Annotated in this window: 25 protein-coding genes; 10 read left to right on the top strand and 15 right to left on the bottom strand. The window is 71.9% G+C overall.

Annotated elements, in window-relative coordinates:
- Nucleotides 1-98: 98 nt before the first annotated feature.
- Nucleotides 99-1,157 (top strand): DNA integrity scanning diadenylate cyclase DisA, encoded by a 1,059-nt coding sequence (disA, locus tag AB0M29_RS24350; protein WP_365385940.1) that lies wholly within the window; start codon nucleotides 99-101, stop codon nucleotides 1,155-1,157.
- 84 nt (nucleotides 1,158-1,241) lie between these two features.
- Here the strand turns inward: disA and AB0M29_RS24345 are convergent, their stop codons facing one another.
- A complete protein-coding gene (locus tag AB0M29_RS24345; protein ID WP_365385919.1) occupies nucleotides 1,242-2,090 on the bottom strand; it encodes a hypothetical protein in 849 nt (282 codons plus the stop codon).
- Between the two features lie 150 nt (nucleotides 2,091-2,240).
- Here AB0M29_RS24345 and AB0M29_RS24340 point away from each other — a divergent pair, with 150 nt between their 5' ends.
- The 5 genes from AB0M29_RS24340 to AB0M29_RS24320 all read left to right on the top strand — a co-directional run bounded on the left by AB0M29_RS24340 (nucleotide 2,241) and on the right by AB0M29_RS24320 (nucleotide 6,623).
- Nucleotides 2,241-3,188, top strand: a complete 948-nt coding sequence (locus AB0M29_RS24340; RefSeq protein ID WP_365385917.1) for an A/G-specific adenine glycosylase — start codon at nucleotides 2,241-2,243, stop codon at nucleotides 3,186-3,188.
- A 241-nt stretch (nucleotides 3,189-3,429) separates the two neighbouring features.
- Nucleotides 3,430-3,960, top strand: a complete 531-nt coding sequence (locus AB0M29_RS24335; protein ID WP_365385915.1) for a SigE family RNA polymerase sigma factor — start codon at nucleotides 3,430-3,432, stop codon at nucleotides 3,958-3,960.
- A gap of 14 nt (nucleotides 3,961-3,974) precedes the next feature.
- Nucleotides 3,975-4,691 carry a hypothetical protein gene (locus AB0M29_RS24330; RefSeq protein ID WP_365385913.1) on the top strand — a complete coding sequence of 239 codons (717 nt, stop codon included), beginning with the start codon at nucleotides 3,975-3,977 and terminating at the stop codon, nucleotides 4,689-4,691.
- A 4-nt stretch (nucleotides 4,692-4,695) separates the two neighbouring features.
- On the top strand, nucleotides 4,696-5,379 hold the full coding sequence (gene cseB / locus AB0M29_RS24325) for a two-component system response regulator CseB (RefSeq protein ID WP_365385911.1): 684 nt from the start codon (nucleotides 4,696-4,698) through the stop codon (nucleotides 5,377-5,379).
- 5 nt (nucleotides 5,380-5,384) lie between these two features.
- Nucleotides 5,385-6,623 (top strand): HAMP domain-containing sensor histidine kinase, encoded by a 1,239-nt coding sequence (locus AB0M29_RS24320; protein WP_365385910.1) that lies wholly within the window; start codon nucleotides 5,385-5,387, stop codon nucleotides 6,621-6,623.
- Between the two features lie 88 nt (nucleotides 6,624-6,711).
- Here the strand turns inward: AB0M29_RS24320 and AB0M29_RS24315 are convergent, their stop codons facing one another.
- Nucleotides 6,712-8,271 carry an MDR family MFS transporter gene (locus AB0M29_RS24315; protein WP_365385909.1) on the bottom strand — a complete coding sequence of 520 codons (1,560 nt, stop codon included), beginning with the start codon at nucleotides 8,269-8,271 and terminating at the stop codon, nucleotides 6,712-6,714.
- 241 nt (nucleotides 8,272-8,512) lie between these two features.
- Between AB0M29_RS24315 and AB0M29_RS24310 the strand changes: the two genes are divergently transcribed.
- Nucleotides 8,513-9,136: a TetR/AcrR family transcriptional regulator gene (locus AB0M29_RS24310; protein WP_365385908.1), complete on the top strand. Its 624-nt coding sequence runs from the start codon at nucleotides 8,513-8,515 to the stop codon at nucleotides 9,134-9,136.
- A 72-nt stretch (nucleotides 9,137-9,208) separates the two neighbouring features.
- Here the strand turns inward: AB0M29_RS24310 and AB0M29_RS24305 are convergent, their stop codons facing one another.
- Complete coding sequence (locus AB0M29_RS24305) at nucleotides 9,209-9,937, bottom strand: M23 family metallopeptidase (RefSeq protein WP_365385905.1); 729 nt, start codon at nucleotides 9,935-9,937, stop codon at nucleotides 9,209-9,211.
- A 476-nt stretch (nucleotides 9,938-10,413) separates the two neighbouring features.
- Here AB0M29_RS24305 and AB0M29_RS24300 point away from each other — a divergent pair, with 476 nt between their 5' ends.
- Nucleotides 10,414-10,782, top strand: a complete 369-nt coding sequence (locus AB0M29_RS24300) for a trypco2 family protein (protein ID WP_365385903.1) — start codon at nucleotides 10,414-10,416, stop codon at nucleotides 10,780-10,782.
- Complete coding sequence (locus AB0M29_RS24295) at nucleotides 10,779-14,204, top strand: NACHT domain-containing protein (RefSeq protein WP_365385901.1); 3,426 nt, start codon at nucleotides 10,779-10,781, stop codon at nucleotides 14,202-14,204. Before AB0M29_RS24300 ends, AB0M29_RS24295 begins: the two co-directional genes overlap by 4 nt.
- Nucleotides 14,205-14,278: 74 nt before the next feature.
- Here AB0M29_RS24295 and AB0M29_RS24290 read toward each other — a convergent pair whose 3' ends face one another.
- Nucleotides 14,279-16,801, bottom strand: a complete 2,523-nt coding sequence (locus tag AB0M29_RS24290) for an ATP-dependent Clp protease ATP-binding subunit (RefSeq protein ID WP_365385899.1) — start codon at nucleotides 16,799-16,801, stop codon at nucleotides 14,279-14,281.
- A 420-nt stretch (nucleotides 16,802-17,221) separates the two neighbouring features.
- Between AB0M29_RS24290 and AB0M29_RS24285 the strand changes: the two genes are divergently transcribed.
- Complete coding sequence (locus AB0M29_RS24285) at nucleotides 17,222-17,806, top strand: SCO3374 family protein (RefSeq protein ID WP_365385898.1); 585 nt, start codon at nucleotides 17,222-17,224, stop codon at nucleotides 17,804-17,806.
- Here the strand turns inward: AB0M29_RS24285 and AB0M29_RS24280 are convergent.
- From AB0M29_RS24280 to AB0M29_RS24230, 11 genes are all read right to left on the bottom strand, one after another.
- The gene (locus tag AB0M29_RS24280) at nucleotides 17,737-18,072 is read right to left on the bottom strand and encodes an Lsr2 family protein (RefSeq protein ID WP_365385937.1); all 336 of its coding nucleotides are present in this window, start codon (nucleotides 18,070-18,072) and stop codon (nucleotides 17,737-17,739) included. The two genes, AB0M29_RS24285 and AB0M29_RS24280, sit on opposite strands and share 70 nt — an antisense overlap.
- Nucleotides 18,073-18,193: 121 nt before the next feature.
- A complete protein-coding gene (locus tag AB0M29_RS24275) occupies nucleotides 18,194-18,712 on the bottom strand; it encodes an amino-acid N-acetyltransferase (RefSeq protein WP_365385895.1) in 519 nt (172 codons plus the stop codon).
- Between the two features lie 9 nt (nucleotides 18,713-18,721).
- On the bottom strand, nucleotides 18,722-19,117 hold the full coding sequence (locus AB0M29_RS24270; RefSeq protein WP_365385893.1) for a BlaI/MecI/CopY family transcriptional regulator: 396 nt from the start codon (nucleotides 19,115-19,117) through the stop codon (nucleotides 18,722-18,724).
- Nucleotides 19,118-19,185: 68 nt separating this feature from the next.
- A complete protein-coding gene (locus AB0M29_RS24265; protein WP_365385891.1) occupies nucleotides 19,186-19,362 on the bottom strand; it encodes a hypothetical protein in 177 nt (58 codons plus the stop codon).
- A gap of 82 nt (nucleotides 19,363-19,444) precedes the next feature.
- Nucleotides 19,445-20,152, bottom strand: coding sequence for a hypothetical protein (locus AB0M29_RS24260; RefSeq protein WP_365385888.1), 708 nt, complete (start codon nucleotides 20,150-20,152; stop codon nucleotides 19,445-19,447).
- Nucleotides 20,153-20,289: 137 nt separating this feature from the next.
- Nucleotides 20,290-21,084: a type III pantothenate kinase gene (locus AB0M29_RS24255; protein WP_365385887.1), complete on the bottom strand. Its 795-nt coding sequence runs from the start codon at nucleotides 21,082-21,084 to the stop codon at nucleotides 20,290-20,292.
- Nucleotides 21,085-21,090: 6 nt separating this feature from the next.
- The gene (nadC, locus tag AB0M29_RS24250; protein ID WP_365385886.1) at nucleotides 21,091-22,125 is read right to left on the bottom strand and encodes a carboxylating nicotinate-nucleotide diphosphorylase; all 1,035 of its coding nucleotides are present in this window, start codon (nucleotides 22,123-22,125) and stop codon (nucleotides 21,091-21,093) included.
- On the bottom strand, nucleotides 22,122-23,888 hold the full coding sequence (locus AB0M29_RS24245) for an L-aspartate oxidase (RefSeq protein ID WP_365385884.1): 1,767 nt from the start codon (nucleotides 23,886-23,888) through the stop codon (nucleotides 22,122-22,124). Before AB0M29_RS24245 ends, nadC begins: the two co-directional genes overlap by 4 nt.
- Complete coding sequence (panC, locus tag AB0M29_RS24240; protein ID WP_365385882.1) at nucleotides 23,885-24,718, bottom strand: pantoate--beta-alanine ligase; 834 nt, start codon at nucleotides 24,716-24,718, stop codon at nucleotides 23,885-23,887. Before panC ends, AB0M29_RS24245 begins: the two co-directional genes overlap by 4 nt.
- Entirely contained in the window at nucleotides 24,715-25,641 is a 927-nt protein-coding gene (locus AB0M29_RS24235; protein WP_365385880.1) for a DUF2520 domain-containing protein, read from the bottom strand. Before AB0M29_RS24235 ends, panC begins: the two co-directional genes overlap by 4 nt.
- Before the next feature lie 221 nt (nucleotides 25,642-25,862).
- Entirely contained in the window at nucleotides 25,863-26,645 is a 783-nt protein-coding gene (locus AB0M29_RS24230) for a maleylpyruvate isomerase N-terminal domain-containing protein (RefSeq protein ID WP_365385877.1), read from the bottom strand.
- Nucleotides 26,646-26,672: the final 27 nt, after the last annotated feature.

Genomic DNA, 26,672 nt, shown 5'->3' with positions numbered 1-26,672 from the left:
CAGCCAAGGACGGGGCAGGGGGCCCCACCCCGGCCCGCAGGGCATCGGGCGACTCTCCCGCCAGGTCCGTGGGGGTGGTCAGCGCCGACGCGGCGCTGATGCGCGCCTCGCTGAGCGCGGTCGCGCCCGGCACCGGGCTGCGGGACGGCCTGGAGCGGATCCTGCGGGGCAACACCGGCGGGCTGATCGTGCTCGGGATGGACAAGACGGTCGAGTCGCTGTGCACCGGCGGCTTCGTGCTGGACGTGGAGTTCACCGCGACCCGGTTGCGGGAGCTGGCCAAGCTGGACGGGGCGCTGATCCTCGACAAGGACATCACCAAGATCCTGCGGGCGGGCGTGCAGCTGGTGCCCGATCCGACCATCCCCACCGAGGAGACCGGCACCCGGCACCGCACGGCCGACCGGGTGAGCAAGCAGGTCAACTTCCCCGTGGTCTCGGTCAGCCAGTCGATGCGGCTGATCGCCCTGTACGTGGACGGGCAGCGGCGGGTCCTGGAGGACTCGGCGGCGATCCTGTCCCGCGCCAACCAGGCGCTGGCCACCCTCGAGCGGTACAAGCTGCGGCTCGACGAGGTGGCGGGCACCCTGTCGGCGCTGGAGATCGAGGACCTGGTGACGGTACGGGACGTCACCGCGGTCGCGCAGCGGCTGGAGATGGTCCGCCGGATCGCCACCGAAATCGCGGAGTACGTGGTCGAGTTGGGGTCCGACGGTCGGCTGCTGTCGCTCCAGCTCGACGAGCTGATCGCGGGCGTCGAGCCCGAACGCGAGCTGGTGGCACGGGACTACGTGCCGGAGCCGACGGCCAAGCGGAGCCGTTCGGTGCCGGAGGCGATGGGCGAGCTGGACGCGCTGCCGCAGAGCGAGCTGATCGAACTGACCACGGTGGCACGGGCGTTGGGCTACACCGGCTCCCCCGAGTCGCTGGACTCGGCGGTCTCGCCGCGCGGTTACCGGCTGCTGGCCAAGGTGCCGCGACTGCCGAACACCGTCATAGAGCGGCTGGTGGAGCACTTCGGCGGCCTGCAGAAGCTGCTCGCCGCGAGCGTGGACGACCTGCAGACCGTGGACGGCGTCGGCGAGGCCCGCGCCCGCTCGGTCCGCGAGGGCCTGTCCCGGCTGGCGGAGTCGTCGATCCTCGAACGGTATGTCTGACCGCGGCGGAACGTCGTAGGCCCTGACAGGCCGTAGGACCTGGTCCGGGCCGTAGGACCTAGTCCGGGCGGTGGCCCGGCTGCCCTAGTCCGCCGACAGCACGAACGACACCTGCTTGGCGGCGTATCCGGGAAGCTGCGCCGAGACGAGGTAGGTGCCGGGCCCCGCGGTCTGGCCCTTCGGGGTGGCGCAGCGCGGGGAGCTGATCTTGTCGTTCCAGTGCTGGGTGTAGGTGGTGGTGCTGTGCGCCGGGACCTGGAGCAGGTACGAACCGTGGCCGGGGGCCGGGCAGTCGTCGGAGGCCCAGGTGTGGGTGTTGCCGGAGGCGGCGGTGATGGTGAAGACCGCCTTGGCCGGGCCGAAGTCGATCTTGCAGGCGACCGCACCGGAGTTGGTGGCGCGCAGTTCGAAGGCGGGGTTCTCGTCGGGCGCGTAGGAGTTGCTGACGCTGCGCAGCGAGAGCTGGACCGAGCCGGGGGCGCAGTCGGGCAGCGTGGAACCGGCCGGGAGTTGGCCGCCGGAGCCGGAGGACGAGCCGTTGCCGCCACCGGAGTCCGTGGAACCGCTCGCGCCCGCCGCGCTGTTGGCGCCCGCGGTGTCGCCGCCCTGGGTCGTACCGGCCGAACCGCCGTCCGTGGCACCGCTGGTGGTGCCCGCGGAACTGCCGGAGGTGGAGCCGTCGCTGTCGCCGCCGGAGGTGTCGCGGCCGCCGGGCCTGCCGCTGATGTGGGAGCCGGTGGGCGCGGGTCCCGCGGTGATCGTGGTGACCGGGGTGTGGCTGCCGGTGGGCGCCTGGGCGCCCTTTCCGCCGCCGGAGCCACCGGAGTTGACGGCCCAGAAGACCAGCAGGGCGACGAGCGCGAGCAGGCACAGCGCAACCACCCGCCGTCGCCAGTAGATCGAGGACGGAAGAGGTCCTACGGGATTGCGCATCGAGCCCACCCCCGCACTCTAGGGGAGATCACCCGCGCTCTGCCGCAACACCCGCCGCTCGGCGGCCGGTCTTTACGGATCATCACCTTTACGTGGCTGCCGGTCGCTGTCCGTGTCCCTGTCAGTGCCATGTGCGAGGATCGGACGGTCATGAGCACCGACATGCGCGACGCCGCCGCTCCCACCGGTCCCGTCGCTCCCCCCAGCCCCGCGGGCCCGCCCGCGCCCGTGTCCGCGCTGCACGACCTGGTGATCGACTGGTTCGACGCGCACGCCCGCGAGCTGCCGTGGCGGCGCCCCGACGCCGGGGCGTGGTCCGTCATGGTCAGCGAGTTCATGCTCCAGCAGACGCCGGTGAACCGGGTGCTGCCGGTGCACTCCCAGTGGATGGAGCGCTGGCCGCGCCCGGCCGACCTGGCCGCCGAGTCCCCGGGCGAGGCGGTCAGGGCCTGGGGGCGGCTCGGCTATCCGCGCCGCGCGCTGCGGCTACACGGGGCGGCGACCGCCATAGCGCAGCAGCACGGCGGTGAAGTGCCGCACGACCACGCCCAGTTGCTGGCGCTGCCGGGGGTGGGTGAGTACACGGCAGCGGCCGTGGCGTCGTTCGCGTACGGGCGGCGGCACATCGTGCTGGACACCAATGTGCGCCGGGTCTTCGCCCGGGCGGTGACGGGTGTGGCGTACCCGCCGAACGCGACGACGGCCGCCGAGCGCCGTACCGCGGCCACGCTGCTGCCCGCCGACGAGGCGGTGGCCGCGCGCTGGGCGGCGGCCACGATGGAGCTGGGCGCACTGGTGTGCACCGCCCGCTCCCCCGAGTGCGGGCGCTGCCCGGTGGCCGCGCTGTGCGCGTGGCGGCTGGCGGGCTCGCCCGCGCATGAAGGGCCGCCGCGGCGGGCACAGACCTATGCGGGCACCGACCGCCAGGTGCGCGGCCGGCTGCTGGCCGTACTGCGCGCGTCGCCGGGTCCGGTACGGCAGGCGGCGCTGGACGCGGTGTGGCACGAGCCGGTGCAGCGGGCACGGGCGCTGGACGGCCTGGTGGAGGACGGTCTGGTGGAGCCGCTCGCCAACGGCGCCTACCGGCTTCCGGTCTGACGGCGCGGCAGCCCGCCCCGGCCGTGTCCAGAGGTGGCCCCGGTCACATCTGAACCCCCGCCCGCATTGCACGACTCCTCCCGTTTCACGCGCTTTGCTCCGTCCCCGTTACAGAACCGATGGGTTGCTGTGAGGTCGCTGTGCGCTCGCGGTGGCAGAAGCCCAACATCCGCTCCGTAACTTCGTCGCTGTCGGCAGGACCGGCGGCACGATCGCGGAACGGTAGGGGACGGAGAAACCCATGACGGGGAACGGCGCGGTACTGGAGTTCGAGGAGTACGTACGGACTCGGCAGGACGCCCTGCTGCGCAGCGCCCGCCGGCTCGTGCCCGACCCGATCGACGCCCAGGACCTGGTGCAGACGGCGCTGGTGCGCACGTACCCGCGCTGGGAGGGCATCGCGGACAAGACGCTGGCGGACGCGTACATGCGCCGCGTCATGATCAACACCCGCACCGAGTGGTGGCGCAACCGCAAGCTCGACGAGGTGCCCACCGGCGAGCTGCCGGACGCGAGCGTGGACGACGGCGCCGACCAGCGCGCCGACCGCGAGATGCTGCGCGACGTCCTGAACGTGCTGGCGCCCAAGCAGCGGCAGGTCGTCATGATGAGGCACTACGGCCAGTTCACGACCGAGGAGACGGCCCGCGCTCTCGGCATGTCGACAGGTACCGTGAAGAGCACCCTGCACCGGGCACTCGCCCGGCTGCGTCACGAGCTGGAGCACGGCCGCTACGGCTACTCCCGGATGGAGGACGTGTGCGCCGCGTAGCCTCTACTGCCACGATGGGCGCCGTCTGTGCGTGCGTCGTGGTCGCAGGCTGCGGTACCACCGCCACCGGGGCCCGCCGGGAGGGGCCCGCACCGTCGGCGACGCTGAAGGCGCAGTCCTCCGCGGCGCCCGCCATCGCCGCCGATCCGGCCGCGCTGGCCACCATGGTGCGCAAGGACAGCAGTGTCAGCGAGGACGTCCGCGAGGACCTCACGCCGTGTGTCGGTGACGACTACCCGATGGACACCGACGCGGGCAATCTCACCTCCGGCGACGGCCCCGACCTGGTGATCAACGTCACCACCTGCGGCGACGGGCTGGGCGTCGCCGCGTACGTCTACCGGATGATCGACGGCAAGTACAAGAACGTGTTCGCCGACGAGCAGCCGCCGGTCTACGGCAGCGTCGAGGACGGCCGGCTGGAGATCATCCACGAGGTCTACAAGACCGACGACCCCGTCTCGTACCCCACGGGCCAGGAGTCGATCACCTACGCGTGGCGCGGGAACCGCTTCGTGGAGGTGGCGCGGGCCTACTCCGACTTCGACGCGCGCACCCCGAACGTGTCGCCGGAACCCACGTCGACCTCCCCCGTGCCGCTGCCCAAGTCCGACCCGCTGGACCCCGGTGTGCCCTCGTGGGAGGTCTCCTCCCCGACGGTCACCGACTCCCCCAGCCAGGCGCCGGTGGCGGGGGCCGGCACAGCGGCGCCGCACTCTCCGGGAGGATAGGGGGATGGCCGCTACCCATGTCCTCTTCGTCGAGGACGACGATGTCATCCGCGAGGCGACGACCCTGGCCCTGGAGCGCGACGGTTTCCAGGTCACGGCCGCGCCCGACGGACTGGTCGGCCTGGACGCGTTCCGCGCCAGACAGCCGGACCTCGCGCTGCTGGACGTGATGGTGCCGGGCCTGGACGGGGTCAGCCTGTGCCGCCGGATCAGGGACACCTCGACCGTGCCGGTGATCATGCTGTCGGCGCGGGCCGACGCGATCGACATCGTGCTGGGCCTGGAGGCCGGGGCCGACGACTACGTGACCAAGCCGTTCGACGGCGCGGTGCTGGTGGCGCGGATCCGGGCGGTGCTGCGCCGCTTCCGGGTGAGCTCGCCCGAGGACGCCGAGGACGACGGCGCGCTGCTGTCCTTCGGCGACATCGAGATCGACCCGGAGGGCCTGGAGGTCACCCGGGACGGCGAGCGGCTGGCGCTGACACCGACCGAGATGCGGCTGCTGCTGGAGTTCGCCGGGGCGCCCGGCACCGTGCTGTCGCGCGACCGGCTGCTGCAGCGGGTGTGGGACTACGACTGGGGCGGTGACACCCGGGTCGTGGACGTCCATGTGCAGCGGCTGCGGAGCAAGATCGGCCAGGACCGGATCGAGACCGTCCGCGGCTTCGGCTACAAGCTGAGGGCCTGACCGACGTGCCGCCGAAGTTCCGTACCGGTCTGCGCTGGAAACTGAGTGCCGCGATCGCCGTGGTCTCGGCCCTGGTCGCGCTCGCCCTCAGCCTGGTCGTGCACAACGCCGCCCGGGTCAGCATGATCAACAGCGCCCGTGACGTCCAGGACGAGCGGGTCCAGTCCGCGCTGCGGATCTACGAGTCCACCGGCCGGCTGGTCTTCTACGCCCAGCTCGACGACCCGTCGCTGCCGCGCGAGCTGAAGGCGTACGCCGCCAAGGGGCAGCGGGCCACCTATGTCCAGGACGGCCACGGGCCGCCGGTCGTCTGGGCGGCGACCCCGGCCAACGACGGCCGGGTGCTGTCGCTGAAGACCGGCTTCACCGACCGCTACTCGGTGCTGGTCGACCTCGACCAGGCGCTGGTGGCGGGCTCGCTGGCGGTGGTCGTCGGCGGTACGGCGCTGGGTGTGCTGATCGGCGGCCGGATGTCGCGGCGGCTGCGCAAGGCGGCCGTCGCCGCCCGCAAGGTCGCCGACGGCGACACGCAGGTACGCGTCCGGGAGGCGATCGGCGGCCGGATGCGGGACGAGACCGACGAGCTGGCGCGGGCCGTCGACGCGATGGCCGACGCGCTCCAGCTCCGGCTGGAGGCCGAACGCCGCGTCACCGCCGACATCGCGCACGAGCTGCGTACCCCGGTGACCGGGCTGGTGACGGCCGCGGAGCTGCTGCCCGCGGGGCGGCCGTCCGAGATGGTCAGGGACCGCTCCCAGGCGCTGCGCACCCTCGTGGAGGACGTCCTGGAGGTGGCCCGGCTCGACGGGGCCGCCGAACAAGCCGATCTGCAGGAGGTCGCGCTCGGCGAGTTCGTACGGCGCCGGGTGCAGGCGCTGGCGCCGGAGGCCAAGGTGACGGTGGACGAGGACGCGGTGGTGCCGACCGATCCGCGGCGGCTGGAGCGCATCCTCGGCAATCTGCTGGCCAACGCCGCCCGGCACGGCAAACCGCTGATCGAGGTCACGGTGGACGGCCCCTTCGTGCGGGTCCGCGACCACGGCCCCGGCTTCCCCGAGGACCTGCTGCGGGAGGGCCCGAGCCGCTTCCGTACCGGCAGCACCGACCGCTCCGGCGGCGGCCACGGCCTGGGCCTGACCATCGCCACCGGCCAGGCCCGCATCCTCGGCGCCCGCCTCACCTTCCGCAACGCCCCCGCCGCCGACGGCGGCGGCGCGGTGGCCCAGCTCCTGCTGCCGCGCTAGGGCACTTCCTCACCTCACACAGCACCGGCCGGGACCTTTGTGCAGGTCCCGGCCGGTGCGGTGTGAGGTGGTGCGGGGCTTCAGGGGGTCAGACGGCGTCCGCCATGAGCTGGGGCTGGTCCTCGGCCGGGGCGGCCTTGGGGGCGGAGCTGCGCAGCGGGGTCTCGCTGACGAACCAGGCGGCGGCGAAGCCGATGACGCTGACGACGGCGCCCCAGAGGAAGACGGTGTGAGTGCCGGTGGCCACCGCGTGGAAGTAGGCGTCCTTCACCGCGGGCGGGAACTTGGCGATGGTCGCCGGGTCGAGCTGGGCGCCGGCCTTGGTGGCGCCGGACGCCTTGCCCGCGGCGGTGGCCTCCATCGCGTGCTGCACCTTGTGCGAGAAGAGGGCGCCGAAGAGCGAGACGCCGAAGGAGCCGCCGATCGTACGGAAGAGGGTCGACGAGGACGAGCCGACGCCGATGTCCTTCATCTCCACGCTGTTCTGCGCGATCAGCATGGTGATCTGCATGATGAAGCCCATGCCCGCGCCGAGCACGGCCATGTAGGCACCGGAGGTCAGCCGGTTGGTGTGCACGTCCATGGTGGACAGCAGGTAGAGGCCGACGGTGATCAGGCCGCCGCCGATGATCGGGAAGATCTTGTACCGGCCGGTGGAGGTGGTCACCCGGCCCGCGACCATGGAGACCACGAGCATCGCGAGCAGCAGCGGCAGCAGGAGCAGGCCGGAGTTGGTGGCCGAGGCGCCCTGGACGGTCTGCTGGAAGAGCGGCAGGAAGGTCATCGCACCGAACATCGTGAAGCCGACCAGGAAGGCGATCAGCGAGATCAGCGAGAAGTTGGCGCTGCGGAAGATGTGCAGCGGCAGCACGGGCTCGGCGGCGCGCGTCTCGGCGTAGAGGAAGGCGCCCAGGGCGGCCACGCCGAGTACCAGCAGGCCGATGATCATCGGGGAGCCCCAGGCGTACTGCGTGCCGCCCCAGGTGGTGAGCAGCACCAGCGAGGTGATGGCCACGGTGAGCAGGCCGGCGCCGACGTAGTCGATCCGGGCGGTGCCGCGCTTCTTGGGCAGGTGCAGCACGATCGTCACCATGACGAGGGCGACCGCGCCGAGCGGCAGGTTGATGTAGAAGCTCCAGCGCCATCCCCAGTTGTCGGTGATGGAGCCGCCGACGAGCGGGCCGCCGATCATCGCTATCGCCATCACACCGGCGGTCAGGCCCTGGTACCGGCCGCGCTCGCGGGGCGGCACCAGCTCGCCGATGATCGCCATCACGCCGACGAGCAGACCGCCGGCGCCCAGGCCCTGGACGGCGCGGAAGGCGATGAGCTGGTCCATCGTCTGGGACATGCCGGAGAGCGCGGAGCCGAACAGGAACAGCACGATGGACGCCAGGAAGATGCCCTTCCTGCCGTACATGTCGCCGAGCTTGCCCCAGATCGGGGTCGAGGTGGCGGTCGCGAGCGTGTAGGCGGTGACCACCCAGGACAGGTGGTTGAGGCCGCCGAGGTCGCCGACGATGGTCGGCATCGCGGTGCCGACGATCATGTTGTCCAGCATCGCGAGCAGCATGGCGATCATCAGGCCCACGATGACCACGCGCACACTGCGCTGTTTCGGCTGGGTCGCGGCGTCGGTCTGGGACATGACCGTGGTTCCTCCCCCTAAGAGGGCGGTGATTCGGTGTCGCTTACTTGCCGCCCGGCTAGTTTCTGGTGTAGCAGTAAGGTACGGCGCTTACTAGCCGGGCGTCAAGCAAGTTAGTAAGGTCTGAGAAGGGACGGGCAACGCCGTACTGTCGACCTGGTCGGCTCCGGCCGGCACCGTCGAGTCGTCGCCCCGCCGGTCCACCAGGACCCGGCGCGAGTGCAGCAGGAGTCACCCCACCATGGCCACACCGCAGCCACGCCGCGGCGACACCCGTCGCCGTATTCAGGACGTCGCGATGGACCTCTTCGCGCAGCAGGGCTATGAGAAGACCTCGCTCCGCGAGATCGCCGAGCACCTGGACGTCACCAAGGCGGCGCTGTACTACCACTTCAAGACCAAGGAAGACATCCTCGCCAGCATCGCCGAGGACCTGACGAAGCCGGTCGACGAGGTGATCGCCTGGGCCGAGTCGCAGCCGCGCTCGCTGGCCACCAAGCAGGAGATGCTGCGCCGCTACAGCGAGGCGCTGTGGGCCGCGGCCCCGCTCTTCCGCTTCGTGCAGGAGAACCAGGCCACGATGCGCGAGCTGAGCATCGGAGAGTACTTCCGGTCCAAGGTGACCGCGCTGAGCGGGCTGCTCAAGGAGGACGGCGCGCCGCTGACCGCGCAGGTACGCAGCGTCACCGCGCTCTCCGCGATGCACTGGGGGGTGTTCGCGATGCAGAACGTCGAGGGCGACCCCGAGGAGAAGCGTGCCGCCATCCTCGAAGTCGCCCTCGATCTGCTCGCCGAAGCGGAGGCGGCGGCTGAGGCCGCCTCCCAGACCACCGGCGGGGCGGGCCCGGGCGCACACGGCGCCTGAGCCGTCACCCCTTCACGGGTGCCGCCGCTCCCGTACGGGTGGTGTCCGCTGTCATACGGGTGGTGCCGTCCGTCAGACGTGGACGCCGTGGGCGCGCAGGAAGTGCAGCGGCTCGACGGAGGAGCCGTAGTACGGGGTCTTGCGGATCTCGAAGTGCAGGTGCGGGCCGGTCGAGTTCCCGGTGGAACCGGACTTGCCTATCTGCTCGCCGGTGGTCACCTTCTCGCCGACGTGGACGCCGATGTGCGACAGGTGGCCGTACTGCGAGTACGTGTGGGCGCCGTGCTTGATCACGATGTTGTTGCCGTAGGCGCCGCCCCAGCCCGCCTCGACGACGACGCCGGTGTGCGCGGCGCGCACGGTGGTGCCGCTCGGCACGACGAAGTCCTGGCCGGAGTGCTTGTGCGCCCAGTGCGGCCCGGCCTGCGCGTAGCCCGCGCCGATCGTGTAGCCGGTGGTGGGCGTCTCCCAGGCGTTGACGAGCGCGGCGCGCTTCGCGGCGGCCTTGGCGACCGCGGCCTTGTGGGCGACGGCGGCGGCCTTCTTCGCGGCGGCGGCCTTGGCCACGGCGGCCTCGTGCGCGGCGGCGGCGGACTTCTGGGCCGCGGCCTGCTTCTGCACGGCCTGGGAGATGCTGCTCGCCGTCCCGGTAGCGAGGGCACCCTCGTGCTGCGCACCGGCGGCCATGGCCGCCGTGGAGCCCAGCGCGAGCGCCGCCACCAGTCCGCCGGTCACCACGGCCACACGGCCACGGGTGACGGACTTCGGGGCACGGTTCTTCATCGTCGAGTTCTTGCGCATGGAGAAATAACCTCACTGAATGGGGGAGCAACAGATCCGGCTGCGGTCCGTCGCGAATCCTTGGTAACGCGGCATTCCGCCCGGGCACAAGCACCCCCATTACTAAGCACGGCAGTAGACGGTGAGGGTCCCGCCGCGGGTCGCCTACCGCCGGGTATCGGTGGAATCTCCGATACGTAATCCCCGGCATCACGGAGCAAATCGGGCATCGGCCGCAGCGCCCCCACCCGGCGCCGGACCCGTGAGGCGCGCGGCGGGCGGCCCGCGAACAGCCGACTATTTCCCTTAGTAAGTGGGCTGGGTCACATGGGGTACATCACCCCGGAGCGAGAATCGGCGATTTTCCGCCGCCGGTGGACCGGGGAAAGCGATGTGACCGGGGCCACTCCCCCGGTGCCGAATTACGGTGAATTCGTGGCGCGGGCCACATTCGCTCCTCTACCGTGGGGTGCCGGGACGACTCAGGGGGGCGCCGGATGGCGGACGACGACGAGTACCTGGCGCTCACCGGCATCGAGCTGGCGGACGCCGTCGAGGCCGTACGGGAGGGCCTGATCGCGGGCACCGCGCGCGGCGCGGGCAAGGCGGTCCGCTTCGAGGTCGGCGAGATCCACATGGAGTTCACGGTCGAGCTGCGGCGCACCCGTACCGCACGCGGCGGGGTGAAGGCGTGGGTCGTCGACGCGGGCGGCGACGCGGCGCGCACCACCGGCCGTACCCACACCGTCGCCTTCACCCTGCGGCCGAAGGACGCCGCGACCGGCGGGTACCTGGAGATCGGCGCCCCCGACGAGGGCGACACCTCGGGCCTGACGCGCCGCCCCGGCTCCTCGTACGGCGAGTGACGGCGGACCGACCCGCGCCCCCGCGGGTCTCCCGGCACCCCGCACGCCGCCGCCTGGCGGTGGTCCGCAGCGGCGGCCACCAGGGCAGCGGCTACCTCCTCACCGGGCGGCTGGTCCTCACCGCCGCGCATCTGCTCTCCCACGAGCGCGACATCCGCGTCACCGCCCTCGACGGCCACGGCGAGGCGCCCTGCACCACCGTCGCGTCCTGGTACGACCACGCCACCGGCCTGGACGTGGCGCTGCTGGCCTCCGACCGCCCGCTGACCGACCCCGCCGCCCTCGACGCCGGGCCGCTGGCCTGGGCCAAGATCGGCACGCTCGCGCCGATCCCCGGCTGCCAGGCGGTCGGCTTCCCCTACGGCCAGCGGGACGCGGCGGGCGGCCTCGACACCGAGCAGCTGATCGGCACCTACAAACCCGGATCGGGGCTGGTCACGGGCCGCGATGTGATCGCCGTCGACGGCGTGCCGCCCGAGCCGCGCCCCGACGGCATCTCGCCGTGGGCGGGCATGTCGGGCGCGGCCGTCTTCACCGACGGCGTCCTGCTGGGCGTGGTGACCTCCGACCCGCGCGGCTGGCGGCACGGCCGGGTCACCGTCACCCCGGTGCAGCGGCTGCGCGACGAGCCCGGCTTCCTCAGCGCCCTGGACGCCGTCGGCTACCTCGCCCCCTCATTCGTCGACGCCTCCTGCACCTTCCCCGACCCGACCGCCGAGTTCGAGTCCCGCTACGCCGGGTACGTGGCCAAGCGCCACGGCACGCTGCGGATCTTCGGTATCGACCTCACCGACCGCAGACGCGCCACCTGGCCGCTGGACGCCGCGTACTACAGCCTGGAGGCCGCACCGACGGCCTTACGGGACGTCGGCGGGTGGCAGCAGCCGCCGCGCGCCGCCGGGCCGGTGCCGGCCGAGCAGGCGCTCGCCGGGCACGAGCGGGTGCTGCTGCGCGGCGTCGCGGGCTCGGGCAAGACCACTCTGGTGCAGTGGCTGGCGGTGGCCGCCGCGGGCCAGGAGCTGAGCGAGCACCAGCGGCACCTGACCGGCCTGGTCCCGTTCGTCCTGCCGCTGCGTACGGTCGCCCGCCGTGACCGGCTGCCGGCCCCCGCCGACTTCCTGGAGGCGGTCGGCGCGCCGCTCACCGCACCGGCGGGGTGGGTCGAGCGCATCCTCGCCGACCGCCGCGCCCTGGTCCTGGTCGACGGCCTGGACGAGATCGACGAGCGCGCCCGGGAGCGCGTCGGCGACTGGCTGCGCGACCTCCTCGCCGCCTACCCCGGCAACCACTGGCTGGTCACCTCCCGCCCCTCCGCCGTCGCCGACCGCTGGCTGAGCGACGAGGGCTTCACCGAGCTGACCCTCTCCCCCATGAGCCGCCGCGACGTCCGCGCCTTCGCCGGGCGCTGGCACGACGCCGCCCGCGCCGCCACCCCCGACGACACCGAGGAACTGGCCCGCCTCGACGACTACCAGCGCTCCCTGCTCGCCGCCCTCGACACCAAGCACGACCTCGGCCGCCTCGCCACCAACCCGCTGATGTGCGGTCTGATCTGCGCCCTGCACCGCGACCGCGGCGGCTATCTGCCCACCGGCCGCAAGGAGCTGTACGACGCCGCCCTGTCGATGCTGCTGCTGCGCCGCGACCGCGAGCGCGACCTGGCGCCGCCGCTCACCGAGGCCCCGCAGATCCAGCTCCTGCAGAAGCTGGCGTACTGGCTGGTGCGCAACGGCCAGGCCGAGATGGACCGCGAGGACGCGGTGGGCCTGGTCACCACCGCGCTGCCCGCGATGCCCGCCGCGGCCGCCGTCGGCGACGGGCCCGCCGTCTACCGCTACCTGCTGGAGCGCAGCGGTCTGCTGCGCGAGCCCACGGCGGACACGGTCGACTTCGTCCACCGCACCTTCCAGGACTACCTGGCCGCGCGGGCCGCGGTCGAGGAGCGGGACTTCGAGCTGATGGCCCGCAACGCCCACCACGACCAGTGGTCCGACGTGATCCGGATGGCCGTCGCCAACGCCCGCCCGGACGAGCGCGCCCGCCTCCTGCGCAAGATCCTCGCCCGCGGCGACCGTACGAAGACCCACCGCGGCCGCCTCCACCTCCTCGCCATGGCCTGCCTCGAACACGCCACCGAGCTGGACCCCGCGGTCCGCGCCGCCGTCGAGGAACGCGGCGCGGCACTGATCCCGCCGCGGTCGTACGCGGAAGCCGAGGCCCTGGCGGCGGTCGGACCGCTGGTCCTGGAACTGCTGCCGGGGCCGGAGGGGCTGGATGAGGAGGAGGCGACGGCGACGATCGAGACCGCGGCGCTGATCGGGGGCGACGCGGCGGTGGGGGTGATGCGGCGCTTCGCGGGGCAGCCGCCTACGGGCGTGAAGAGCGCGCCGGGCCGGAGGTCTCCGCCCGATGTGGACGCCCGCCAGTACCCGGCGGAAGTCCTCCACCGCCTACCACGTGGCCGTGTGCACCACGCGCTGGGCCGGAGGTTTCCGCCCGGTGTGGACGCCCGTCAGTACGCGACGGAAGTCCTCGACCGCCTGCCACGGGACCGGACGACTTTCGCAGCCCAGACCGCCGAGCAGGTGGAGGCGCTGGCGGAGATCGGTGGAGTCGTGTCGGTGTCGACGGGCGTATCTGTGTTGCCGGACGTACTCGCGAGAATCGGCGCGAACACGCTGGAGGACATCTACCTGAGCGAACCCATGACGGACGAGACCCTTTCGCTGCTTGCGGACCTGTCCGGCTTACGCAGGCTCGCCTTCTTCGACTGCTCGCGCCTCACCGATCTGTCGCCGCTGGCCGACGGGCCGTTTCGCCTCCTGACGCTGTGCGGTCTGCCTCCCGGAATTGACCTGGGCGTGCTGCGAAGTCTGACCGCGCTGCGTTCCCTGGCCCTGCGCAGCTTGGATTCGTGCTGGCCCGGCCCGTCCTCCCTCCCTGCCGGGCTCGGCGTCACGGACTTCTACACTGACCTCGGAGAGCGGGGGCTGGAGGGTGTCGAGCGGCTGACGAAGGTCGAGCAGGTCGAGGCCGACTCCGCCACTCGCGCGCTGGCCCGTGACGACTGGGACCGCCTGCATCTCCTGCCACGCCTGGATTCCCTGTCCCTCGGCAGCGGTCCCACCGCGAGCCTCGATCCCGCTTTCCCGGCGCTGCCGAACGTTCAGACCCTGACGGTGTCCCGAGGGGCCGTCGGCTCGCTACCGACATACCTGGCGGAGCTGTTCCCCGCCGCGCGGCGGGTCACCGTGGCGCACCCCGTCGTGCTCGGCCCGCACACTTTCGACCTCGCCCCGTTGGCTGCGTTCCCGGAGCTGTCCGAGGTCGTCGTCCGCCACCAGGACACAGCCCTGGAGGTCCTCACCGACGCCCTTCCGCCCCGCGTCACGGTGACGATCACACCCCGCCCCCGGGCATAGGAAAGGCCCCGGCCCCCGTACCAGCAGTGCTGGTACGGGGGCCGGGGCCTTCGTACGGGTCCGCGCGGGACGCGTTACGCGTCCTTGGTGAGGTTCGGCGGGCCGCCCGCCGTCTCGATCGGCGGGGCGTCCGCGACCGTGACCTTCTCCTCACCGCGGAAGGTGAACTTCGCGGCCTCCCCTTCGCCCTCCACGTCCACGACCACGATGTGGCCGGGGCGCAGCTCGCCGAAGAGGATCTTCTCGGACAGCGAGTCCTCGATCTCCCGCTGGATCGTCCGGCGCAGCGGCCGGGCGCCCAGCACGGGGTCGTAGCCGTGCTTGGAGAGCAGCGACTTCGCCTCGGAGCTGAGCTCGATGCCCATGTCCCGGTCGCGCAGCCGCTCGTCCACCCGGCCGATCATCAGGTCGACGATCTGCAGGATGTCGTCCTCGGTGAGCTGCGGGAAGACGACGACGTCGTCGACACGGTTGAGGAACTCGGGGCGGAAGTGCTGCTTCAGCTCGTCGCTGACCTTGTTCTTCATCCGCTCGTAGTTGGTCTTCGTGTCGCCCTGGGCCGCGAAGCCCAGGTTGAAGCCCTTGGAGATGTCCCGGGTGCCGAGGTTGGTCGTCATGATGATGACCGTGTTCTTGAAGTCCACGACCCGGCCCTGGGAGTCGGTCAGCCGACCGTCCTCCAGGATCTGCAGCAGCGAGTTGAAGATGTCCGGGTGGGCCTTCTCGACCTCGTCGAAGAGCACGACGGAGAACGGCTTGCGGCGCACCTTCTCGGTGAGCTGGCCGCCCTCTTCGTACCCGACGTAGCCGGGAGGGGAGCCGAACAGCCGCGAGACGGTGTGCTTCTCGCTGAACTCCGACATGTCGAGGGAGATCAGCGCGTCCTCGTCCCCGAAGAGGAACTCCGCGAGGGCCTTGGACAGCTCGGTCTTACCGACACCGGACGGGCCGGCGAAGATGAACGAGCCACCGGGGCGCTTGGGGTCCTTCAGACCGGCACGCGTGCGGCGGATGGCCTTGGAGAGCGCCTTGACGGCGTCGCGCTGGCCGATGACGCGCTTGTGCAGCTCGTCCTCCATGCGCAGCAGCCGCGAGGACTCCTCCTCGGTCAGCTTGAAGACCGGGATGCCGGTGGCCGTGGCGAGCACCTCGGCGATCAGGTCCTCGTCGACCTCGGCGACGACGTCCATGTCGCCGGCCTTCCACTCCTTCTCGCGCTTGGTCTTCGCGGCGAGGAGCTGCTTCTCGTTGTCCCGGAGCGAGGCCGCCTTCTCGAAGTCCTGCGAGTCGATCGCGGACTCCTTCTCGCGGCGCACGTCGGCGATCTTCTCGTCGAACTCGCGGAGGTCCGGCGGCGCGGTCATCCGGCGGATGCGCATCCGGGAACCGGCCTCGTCGATCAGGTCGATCGCCTTGTCCGGCAGGAAGCGGTCCGAGATGTAGCGGTCGGCCAGCGTCGCGGCGGCGACCAGGGCGGAGTCCGTGATGGACACCCGGTGGTGCGCCTCGTACCGGTCGCGCAGACCCTTGAGGATCTCGATGGTGTGCGGCAGCGACGGCTCCGCGACCTGGATGGGCTGGAAGCGGCGCTCGAGGGCCGCGTCCTTCTCCAGGTACTTGCGGTACTCGTCGAGCGTGGTGGCGCCGATGGTCTGCAGCTCGCCACGGGCCAGCATGGGCTTGAGGATCGAGGCCGCGTCGATGGCGCCCTCGGCCGCGCCCGCACCCACCAGGGTGTGCAGCTCGTCGATGAAGAGAATGATGTCGCCGCGGGTGCGGATCTCCTTGAGGACCTTCTTCAGGCGCTCCTCGAAGTCACCGCGGTACCGGGATCCGGCGACCAGGGCGCCGAGGTCCAGGGTGTAGAGCTGCTTGTCCTTGAGCGTCTCGGGCACCTCGCCCTTGACGATCGCCTGGGCCAGGCCCTCGACGACGGCGGTCTTGCCGACGCCGGGCTCGCCGATGAGGACGGGGTTGTTCTTGGTGCGGCGGGACAGCACCTGCATGACCCGCTCGATCTCCTTCTCGCGCCCGATGACCGGGTCGAGCTTGGTCTCGCGGGCGGCCTGGGTGAGGTTGCGGCCGAACTGGTCCAGGACGAGCGAGGTCGAGGGGGTGCCCTCGGCCGGCCCGCCGGCCGTGGCCGACTCCTTCCCGCCGGAGTAACCGGACAGCAGCTGGATGACCTGCTGCCTGACCCGGTTGAGATCGGCGCCCAGCTTCACGAGGACCTGGGCGGCGACGCCCTCGCCCTCGCGGATCAGGCCGAGCAGGATGTGCTCGGTGCCGATGTAGTTGTGGCCGAGCTGAAGGGCCTCGCGGAGCGACAGCTCCAGCACCTTCTTGGCCCGGGGAGTGAAGGGGATGTGGCCGGACGGGGCCTGCTGCCCCTGCCCGATGATCTCCTCCACCTGCTGGCGGACCGCCTCAAGAGAAATCCCGAGGCTCTCCAGGGCCTTAGCGGCGACACCCTCACCCTCGTGGATCAAGCCCAGGAGGATGTGCTCGGTGCCGATGTAGTTGTGGTTGAGCATCCGGGCTTCTTCCTGAGCCAGGACGACAACCCGCCGCGCGCGGTCGGTGAACCTCTCGAACATCGTTAATCGCTCCTCAGAGCGGTCGGGCAGTGAGGGGTCGGTCCCCTCCCTGTCCTTCCGCATGCTAGTCCCGCACAGCGGCGCCGCTCACGTATCCACCCCCGCTCGCGCGAGGGAGCTGCGCTACCGGCTGACGTCACTCCCACAACCTCGATGGTGCGAGACGATGTTCCCGCAGGCCAGGCGAATACCCCTTTATCGAGTACGCCCGTGGCGAACGCCCGCCCCGCCTGCTCGAACACCAGCCCTTCCCACTAGGTACTTCTTACCCTCCGCGACTGACAGTCCATGCCGAAACGGCCTGGCGAGTGCGCTAAGGGCGAACAACCTTGCGCCGGATCGAACGCATGCGGCGCATACTCACCGTGTTCCACCCAGGACGGTACGTAACCCTTGTCGCGGCGGGGAGTTGCATACGACATGGGCTGGTACGAGGACGAGCTGGGGTGGCCGACCACCGGGACGCTGCCGCCGGGGTTGGTCACCGGGGTGCGTTTCGACGCGCTGGACGCGCCGGCCGAGGCGGGCTTCGCGATGCTGAGCCGTTTCCCGCAGCCCGACCGGCTCGGTCCCGTGGCCCTGGACGGCCACCGGGTCCGGCTGCTGGTGGCGGCCGGATCCGCGGAGGAGCTGCCGGGACTGCTGGAGTGGCTGGAGTGGGGAGGGATCCCGCTCGACCTGACGGCGCTGGGAGCCGGTGACCGCATGCGGGCACCGGCGCACCCCGACTGGGGCCGCCGGGAGGCCGCCTTCGACCGGACTGCGCCGGTGTGGCTGCGGCCTCCCCGGCCGGGCTGCGAGGTGGAGTCCGCCGTGCCCGCGCTGGATGTCGCGGGAAGGGCCGAAGGAACGGGGGTGCCCGTCGGCCTGTCGGCGTTGGTGGCCGCGCTCGCGACGGCCTGCCACCGGATCACGCTGCGGTCGCGCAGCCAGGATCAGCCGTGGGCCTTCTCGTACGCCTCACGGATGGTGGCGGGCACACGACCGCGGTCGTTGACTTCGTAGCCCTTCTCCTTGGCCCATGCACGAATCTTGGCGGTGTCGGGACCCGAGCCCCCGCTGCGGACGGCCTTGGTACGGCCCCGCCCGGCACGCCCACCGGTCCGACGGCCACTGTCCGTGTACGGGTTCAGCAGCCCACGGAGCTTGTCGGCATTCGCGGTGGTGAGGTCGATCTCGTACGTCACACCGTCGAGAGCGAACGTGACAGTCTCGTCCGCCTCGCCGCCATCGAGGTCGTCAACAAGAAGAACCTGAACCTTCTGAGCCACCGGCTTCCCTTTCATCGAAAACGGATTAACGGTAAAAGCAAAGCGCCTTTCCCGGGAAAACACAAACCCCTTGCACGAAGAGGTCTGCGCGAGGTAGCGCGATCCGGACAAACCGGAACGGTCAGAGTTGCAGAAGCATGCGGCTGTTGCCCAAGGTGTTCGGTTTCACTCGCTCCAGGTCGAGGAACTCCGCGACACCCTCGTCATTGGAACGCAGCAGCTCGCCGAAGACATCGCCGTCCACCGGGGTCTCGCCGATCTCGACGAAGCCGTGCTTCGCGAAGAAGTCCACTTCGAAGGTGAGACAGAAAATACGACGCACTCCCAGCCATCGCGCGGTCTGCAGCAGCTTCGCGAGAAGCTGGTGCCCGACACCCTTGCCGCGCAGTCTGGGGTCGACCGCCAGGGTCCTGACCTCGGCGAGGTCCTCCCACATCACATGGAGGGCGCCGCAGGCGACCACACTCGCGTCCTCGTCGCGTTCGGCGACCCAGAACTCCTGGATGTCCTCATAAAGGGTCACCGTCGGCTTGTCGAGCAGGATGCTGTCACGGACATAGGAGTCCAGCAGCCGCCGTACCGCGGCGACATCGCCGGTGCGGGCCCGGCGGATGGTGACGTCATTCGACATGAGGGGCATGGGCGGACGCTATCGCCCTTCGGCTTCCGGCGGGCCGGAGGGGTCCACGGACTGGATGATGCGCAATGCGTCACGGACCGCTTCACGCTGTTCCGGCGACATCATGCCGAAGAAGTGCACGAGGGCCGCGGCGGGGTTGTCGCTCGCGGCCCAGGCTTCGTTCATCAGTGCGGCGGAGTATGCCGCTCGCGTCGAAACGGCCTCATAACGATAAGCCCGGCCTTCCGCCTCGCGGCGGAGCCAGCCCTTCTGGCGCAGGTTGTCCATTACGGTCATCACCGTCGTGTACGCGATGGAACGGTCCTGTGACAGGTCCTCCAGCACTTCACGAACCGTGACCGGGCGGTTCCACTCCCACACCCTGGTCATGACGGTGTCTTCGAGGTCTCCCAATGGACGGGGCACACTCGGAATACTAAGGGAAACTCCGGTCAAATGACCGGAATGCCGCTTATGGCGCTCTTACGGGTGAGCTACTGCTCGTCCCCGGACGCCTGCCGGGCGGCCTCCGCACGGGCGAACGCGGCGTCCACGGCCGCGTCCTCCTTGCTCTTGTTGGCCCCGCCCTGGTTCTTGATGATCGTGACCATGACGGCGGTGAAGAGGATCGCCATCACCAGCGGGGGAACGATCGCGGAAACGTAGTCCATGCCCATAAGGGTAGCCAGGCCCCCTTACGGGCCCGACGGCGGAGGCACCTTTTGTGCCGTCCGCCGTCAGGACCGGCCGCCGTCAGGCGGTACGGACCGCCCCCGCGGCCTCGTGGACGCCGTGCTCACCGCCGTCGCCCTCCTCCTTGCCGCCCTTGCGCCCGGGGGCGGGGCGGCGGCCGGGCGGCCAGATCTCGGCCGGCGTCGGCGGGCGCTTCCTGGCCGGGTCCTGGCCGGGGGCCGGGGGCTGCGGCGAGGGGGCCTTCGGGGCGGGCTTCTTCTCCGCCGGGTCGGGCTCGGCGGCGAGACGGGCACCCGGCAGGGCGAGCAGGCGGCGCGGCGCGGTCATATGTGCCTCCAGACGCAGTCGTACGTCGTTCTCTGCGAGGGTTTCGCAGCGGCGCAGCAGTGCGGTACGCCGCCGGTGCTCCGGGGTACCGCTGGGCAGCGCGCGCAGTCGGCGCAGCGCCGCCAGGTCGTCGGCGGTCGGTCGGTATCCGGCGGCCAGGGCAGCGGTGAGCCGCTCCAGGTAGCCCGCCACACTCCCGGGCAGGGCCCGTCGGTAACGGCTCAGCTCGTCGAGCTGGAAGGCGCGCAGCCGCCCCGCCTCGTCCGCCGCGTCGTCCACGGCGGCGGCGAGCCGGAGGTAGTCCTGTACGTACTCGGCCGGGCGGGGAACGACGGTGGCGGCCCGGCTGGGGTGCAGGGCCTCCGCGAGGGCGCGTCGCAGCACGCGCACTTCCTCCGCGCTGAACGCCATCCCGCCTCGGTTTCCGTGTGGCGTGGGCATAGTCGGATTTTAAGTGCTAAGCGGACAAACTTCGCGCAATACGAAATGCGCGGTGCGTCGGCGCGATATCCGCGCACGCCGACGGACCGGCCGTGCTCCCGGGGGAATTCCGCCGCAGGTGGTGAAGGCGGGGGAGATCAGGTGGTGGAGATGTTCCGTTCGTAGACCAGCCGCAGGCCGATCAGGGTCAGCCACGGCTCGTGCGCGTCGATGATCGACGCCTCGCCGAGGACCAGCGGGGCGAGGCCGCCGGTGGCGATCACGGTGACGTCGTCCGGGTCGTCGGCCAGTTCACGGGCCATCCGCTCGGCGATGCCGTCGGCCTGCCCGGCGAAACCGTAGAGGATGCCGGACTGCATGGCCTCGATGGTGTTCTTGCCGATGACACTGCGCGGCCGGGCCAGTTCGATCTTGCGGAGCTGCGCGCCGCGCACGCCCAGCGCGTCCACCGAGATCTCGATGCCCGGTGCGATGGCGCCGCCCACGTACTCACCGCGCGCGGAGACCGCGTCGAAGGTGGTGGCGGTGCCGAAGTCCACCACGATGCACGGGCCGCCGTACAGGTGCACGGCGGCCAGCGAGTTGATGATCCGGTCGGAGCCGACCTCCTTGGGGTGGTCGACCAGGATCGGCACCCCGGTCTTGATGCCGGGCTCGACCAGGATCGAGGGCACGTCGCCGTAGTAGCGGCGGGTCACCTCGCGCAGTTCGTGCAGCACCGACGGCACGGTCGAGCAGATCGCGATGCCGTCGATGCCGTCGCCGAGGTCGCCGAGCAGCGGGTGCATGCCCATCAGGCCCTGCAGCAGGACCGCCATCTCGTCGGCGGTGCGGCGCGGGTCGGTGGAGATCCGCCAGTGCTCGACGATCTCCTCGCCGTCGAACAGGCCGAGGACGGTGTGGGTGTTGCCGACGTCGATGGTGAGCAGCATCCGCCTCTACGCTTCCGCTCGCAGGTCGAGGCCGATGTCGAGAACCGGGGAGGAGTGGGTGAGGGCGCCCACCGCCAGGTAGTCGACGCCGGTCTCGGCGTACTGCCGGGCGGTCTCCAGGGTGAGCCGGCCCGAGGACTCCAGGGCCGCGCGGCTCGCCACGATCGCCACCGCCTCCTCGGTCTCCGCGGGGGTGAAGTTGTCCAGCAGGATCAGGTCGGCCCCTGCGTCCAGCACCTCGCGCACCTGGTGCATGGTGTCGACCTCGACCTCGATGGCCAGGTCGGGGAACTCCTCGCGGACCAGCTTGAACGCCTGGGCGACACCGCCGGCGGCGATCACGTGGTTGTCCTTGACCAGTGCCGCGTCGGACAGCGACATCCGGTGGTTGACGCCGCCGCCGCAGCGGACCGCGTACTTCTCCAGCGCCCGCAGGCCCGGGGTCGTCTTGCGGGTGTCGCGCACCCGCGCCTTGGTGCCCTCCAGCACGTCCGCCCACGCGCGGGTGGCGGTGGCGATCCCGGAGAGCCTGCACAGCAGGTTGAGCGCGCTGCGCTCACCGGTCAGCAGGTCGCGGGTGCGGCCGCGGACGGTCAGCAGCTTCTGCCCGGCCACGACCCGCTCGCCGTCCTCCACGTGCCGCTCGACCTCGAACTCGTCGGTGCACACCACCGACAGCACCGCCTCGGCCACGCGCAGGCCCGCCACGGTCCCCGCCTCACGGGCGGTGAAGTCGCCGGTGGCGCGGGCTTCCTCGGGGACGGTCGCCACCGTGGTGACGTCCACGCCCTGGTCGAGATCCTCCTCGATCGCCAGGTGCGCGATGTCCTCGATCTGCACCGGGTCGAGCCCGGCGTCCATCAGGAGCTGCGCCAGGTCGGGGTCGAGGCCGCACTCCAGCGGGTCGAGCCCGTACGCGTCGCCCGTGTCGTCCGCGCCGCAGCCACAGCCGTCACCGCAGCCGCCACCGCCGGTCTCGCTCGGCGGGCCGAACTGCGGCAGCGGCAGGGAGACGGGCTGGGGACGGTCGGGGGTACTCACGAGATCTCCTTCGAGGCGGGTGCGGAGCGCGGCGCGGCCCCATCATCCCCGATCGCGGCGGCGCCGCGGGTCGGCGGGAAGTCCGCGGTCTGCGTGGTGCGGACCGCGAGCGTGCGGTGCGGGGTGAGGCGTACGACGAGATGCCGCCGCCACTGCTGGTCGTCGCGGTCGGGACGGTCGAGGCGCCAGTGCGAGCCGCGGGTCTCCTCGCGGCGCCGGGCGGCGGCGACCAGCACCCGGGCGACCAGACTCAGATTGGTCGACTCCCAGGTCTCCACGCAAGGCTCCGCGGTCTTGCCGTCCCTGTCGTACTCCTCGACGGCCGAGGTGTGCAGCCGCTCCAGCGCGCCCGCCGCGGTGGCCAGGCTCTCCGCGCTGCGCAGCACACCGGCGCCGGCGGACATGATCCGCTGCACCTCGTAGCGTGCCTCGGGCGCCAGCAGCGGGGTGTGCGCGGGCTCGGGGATGACCGGCTCGCCGGGCTCGGCCGGGTCGGCGACGATGTCGGCGGCGATCCGCTCGGCGAAGACCAGTCCTTCGAGCAGCGAGTTGGACGCGAGCCGGTTGGCGCCGTGCACACCGGTGCAGGCGACCTCGCCGCAGGCGTAGAGCCCGGGGACGGTGGTGCGGCCGCGCAAGTCGGTACGGACGCCGCCGGAGGCGTAGTGCGCGGCGGGCGCCACCGGGATGGGCTCGGTGACCGGGTCGATGCCGTGCGCCCGGCAGGCGGCCAGGATGGTCGGGAAGCGCTCGGCCCACATCTGGGCGCCGAAGTGCCGGGCGTCGAGGTACATGTGCGGGGCGCCGGTCTCCTCCATCCGGCGCATGATGCCCTTGGCGACGATGTCGCGCGGCGCCAGTTCGGCCAGCTCGTGCTGTCCGACCATGAAGCGGGTGCCGTCGGCGTCCACGAGGTGGGCGCCCTCGCCGCGGACCGCCTCGGACACCAGCGGCTGCTGGCCCTCGGCCTCGGGTCCCGTCCACAGCACGGTCGGGTGGAACTGGACGAACTCCAGGTCGCTGACCTCGGCCCCGGCGCGCAGCGCGAGCGCCACGCCGTCGCCGGTGGAGACCGCGGGGTTGGTGGTGGACGAGAAGACCTGCCCCATGCCGCCGGTCGCCAGCACCACCGCGCGGGCCCGTACGGCTCCGACGCCGTCCCGCTGCCCGGCGCCCATGACGTGCAGCGTGACGCCGGCCGCGCGCCCCTCGGTGTCGGTGAGCAGGTCCAGGGCGAGCGCGTTCTCGACGAACTCGATGCCGGCTTCGCGGACCGCCTCGATCAGCGCCCGGGAGATCTCGGCGCCCGTCGCGTCGCCGCCCGCGTGGGCGATACGGCTGCGGTGGTGGCCGCCCTCGCGGGTGAGCAGGACGCGGCCGCTCTCGGCGTCGGTGTCGAAGCGGGCGCCGGTGGCGATCAGGCGGCGTACGGCGTCGGGGCCGTCGGTGACCAGTGCGCGGACGGCGGACTCGTCGCAGATGCCCACGCCCGCGACCAGGGTGTCGGCCAGGTGCTGCTCGGGAGTGTCGCCCTCGCCGAGGGCGGCGGCGACGCCGCCCTGCGCCCAGCGGGTGGAGCCGTCGTCCAGGTGCGCCTTGGTCACCACGGTGACCTTGGCGCCGGACGCGGCGCAGCGCAGCGCCACGGTGAGCCCGGCGACTCCGGACCCCACCACGACCACGTCGGAGGTGAGGACCCAGCCGGGGGCGGGGGCGTACAGGCGTATGCCGGTACCCGCGGTACCGGTTCGGCTTGCGTTCATTCGGCGGCTCCGAATTCCAGCGGGATGTTGTCGATCAGGCGGGTGCTGCCGACCTTCGCCGCGACGGCGAGGACGGCGGGCCCGGTGTGATCGGAGGCGGCTTCGGTGAAGTCGGCCGGGTCGATGAGTGCCAGGTAGTCGACGGCGAGGCCGTCGGCGTCGGCGAGCGCGGCCAGGGCGGCCTTCCGTACGGCGTCGGGTCCGTCCGCGGCCGCGTCCCGGCCGGCGAACAGCGCGCGGGACAGGGCGAGCGCGTGGGCGCGGTCCTGGGCCGTCAGATAGCGGTTGCGGCTGGACAGCGCGAGGCCGTCGTCCTCCCGGACGGTCGGTACGGCGACGATGTCGACGGGGAAGTTCAGGTCGGTGGCCATCCGGCGGATCAGCGCGAGCTGCTGGGCGTCCTTCTGCCCGAAGAACGCCGCGGCGGGCCGGGTGAGGTGCAGCAGCTTGGCGACGACGGTCAGCATCCCGTCGAAGTGGCCGGGCCGCGACGCGCCTTCGTACCCCGTGCCCATGGGGCCCGCCGCGATCCGCACCCGCGGCTGCCCGCCGGGGTAGACCTCGTCGGTGCCGGGGGCGAAGACCACGTCGGCGCCCGCCCGGCCGGCCAGTTCCACATCGGCGTCGAGGGTGCGCGGGTAGCGGTCGAGGTCCTCGTTCGGGCCGAACTGCAGGGGGTTGACGAAGACGGTGACGGTGACGAGGCCGTCGCCCGCGTGGGCGCGGGCGGCGCGGATCAGGGACGCGTGGCCTTCGTGGAGCGCGCCCATGGTCATCACGACGGCCGCGGCCGGGGGGAGGTCCCGGGCGTGGTGCACGAGTCGGGTCATGAGGCCGTGGTCCCCTCGTCGTTGGCGAGCGCGCCGAGCAGGGCCGCGGCGTACTCCGGCTTGAGCATTCCGTTGGCGAGTGCGCGGTCGGCGGTGGCGCGGGCCATCGCCACGTACGAGGCCACCGTGTCGGGGGCGTGGGCGCGCAGCTGTTCCAGGTGGGCGGCGACGGTGCCGGCGTCGCCGCGGGCGACGGGGCCGGTGAGGGCGGCGTCGCCGGAGCGCAGCGCGTTGTCGAGGGCGGCGCCGAGCAGCGGGCCGAGCATCCGGCCGGGTTCGGTGACGCCCGCCTGCCGCAGCAGGTCGCTCGCCTGGGCGACGAGGGTGACCAGGTGGTTCGAGCCGATGGCCAGGGCGGCGTGGTAGAGCGGGCGGGCGGCCTCCTCGATCCACTCCGGCTCGCCGCCCATCTCGATGACGAGGGCTTCCGCGGCCATCCGCAGCTCGCCGGGGGCGGTCACGCCGAAGGAGCAGCCCGCGAGGCGCTGTACGTCGACGGGGGTGCCGGTGAAGGTCATCGCCGGGTGCAGCGCGAGGGGCAGCGCCCCGGCGCGCAGGGCGGGGTCCAGTACGGCGGTGCCGTAGCGGCCCGAGGTGTGCACCAGGAGCTGCCCGGGGCGTACGGCGCCGGTCTCGGCGAGTCCGGTCACCAGTGCGGGCAGGGTGTCGTCGGGGACGGTCAGCAGGACGAGGTCGGCCAGGGCGAGTACGGCCGCCGGTTCGACCAGCGGCACGTCCGGCAGCAGGGCCGCGGCGCGGCGCCGCGAGGCGTCCGACACGCCGGAAGCGGCGACCGGCCGGTGTCCGGCCAGTTTCAGCGCCGCCGCGAGCGCGGGTCCGACCCGGCCCGCCCCGACCACTCCGACAGCCAGCCGCGCCGGCCGTCCCTCCGCCCCAGAAGCGGCACTCTGCGATGCGTTCACGCTGCGCTTGCCTTCCCGTTCCAGTCCGCACGGGGTACCGGACGCCTTCTCGTCAATCCTACGCTAAGACCCTCGCCCCCCGGCAGCTCCCCGGAACGAGCGCTGCGCCACATCCGGCGCCTTGGATCGCCCCGGGCAGACGTAAGGGGCGGAATCATCGGATTCCGCCCCTTACGAGGGCTCCCCCTGTGAGGGCTCGCGCGTCACATCGCCGGAAGGCCCTACGCGGGCTCCCAGGCCACCAGCTGGTGGAAGATCCGTATGTCGCCGTCCACCTTCGGGGCGTCGACCGGGATACGGCCGTAGAAGGCCAGCACCAGTTCGGCGGCCGTACCGGTGGCGGAGACGTCGGCCGCTTCCAGCGCCTCGTCCGCGGCGGTGCCGGGGACGGGGAGGCGGGTCGCGCGGGCGCCGTCGCCGGACAGCCACAGGCGCCAGGAGGGGCCGTCGGTGACGTGGTAGTCGACGACCGCGGGCTCGTGCGGCCAGGGATCCGTCGTCGCGACACAGGTGTGCAGGAACTCGTCGATGCCGTCGAGCGCCACCTGATCCGGCAGCGGCCGCGGGTCGCCCGCGGTGAGCTGGGCGTCGTAGGTGTGCATCGCGACCTCCTGGAGCTGGTGCCGGGCGACGGCGCCGCAGGTCTGCGGGGACTGCGAGGTGCCCCACCAGGTCCAGCAACCGCGGTCGGGTCCGGCTTCGCGCAGTGCGTCCAGCAGCGCCCGCGTCGAGGCGGCCATCCACTCCAGCAGGGCCTCACGCTCGCGCGGTGCGTCCGGGCCCTCGGGCGCCGCCTTGGCGGTGGCGTCGGGCCCCGCCGCGACGGTGGCCGCCCAGGCGCGGCGCCCCGTCCCCAGGTGCCGCACCAGATCGGACAGCGTCCACTCGGGGCAGGTCGGCACCTGCGTGTCGAGGCTGGGCGCGGCGGCGACCGCGGCGCGGAACGCGGTTGAGCGTTCGTCGATCAGCCGCAGCAGATCGGGGAACTCCAGAGTCTTTTCCACCCCGGGTGTGTATCACCGGGCACGGGT

Source organism: Streptomyces sp. NPDC051976 (assembly GCF_040680795.1).
GTDB lineage: Bacteria > Actinomycetota > Actinomycetes > Streptomycetales > Streptomycetaceae > Actinacidiphila.
The sequence above is the reverse complement of the archived record's forward strand: the minus strand, read 5'-3'. Positions and strand labels throughout refer to the sequence as shown.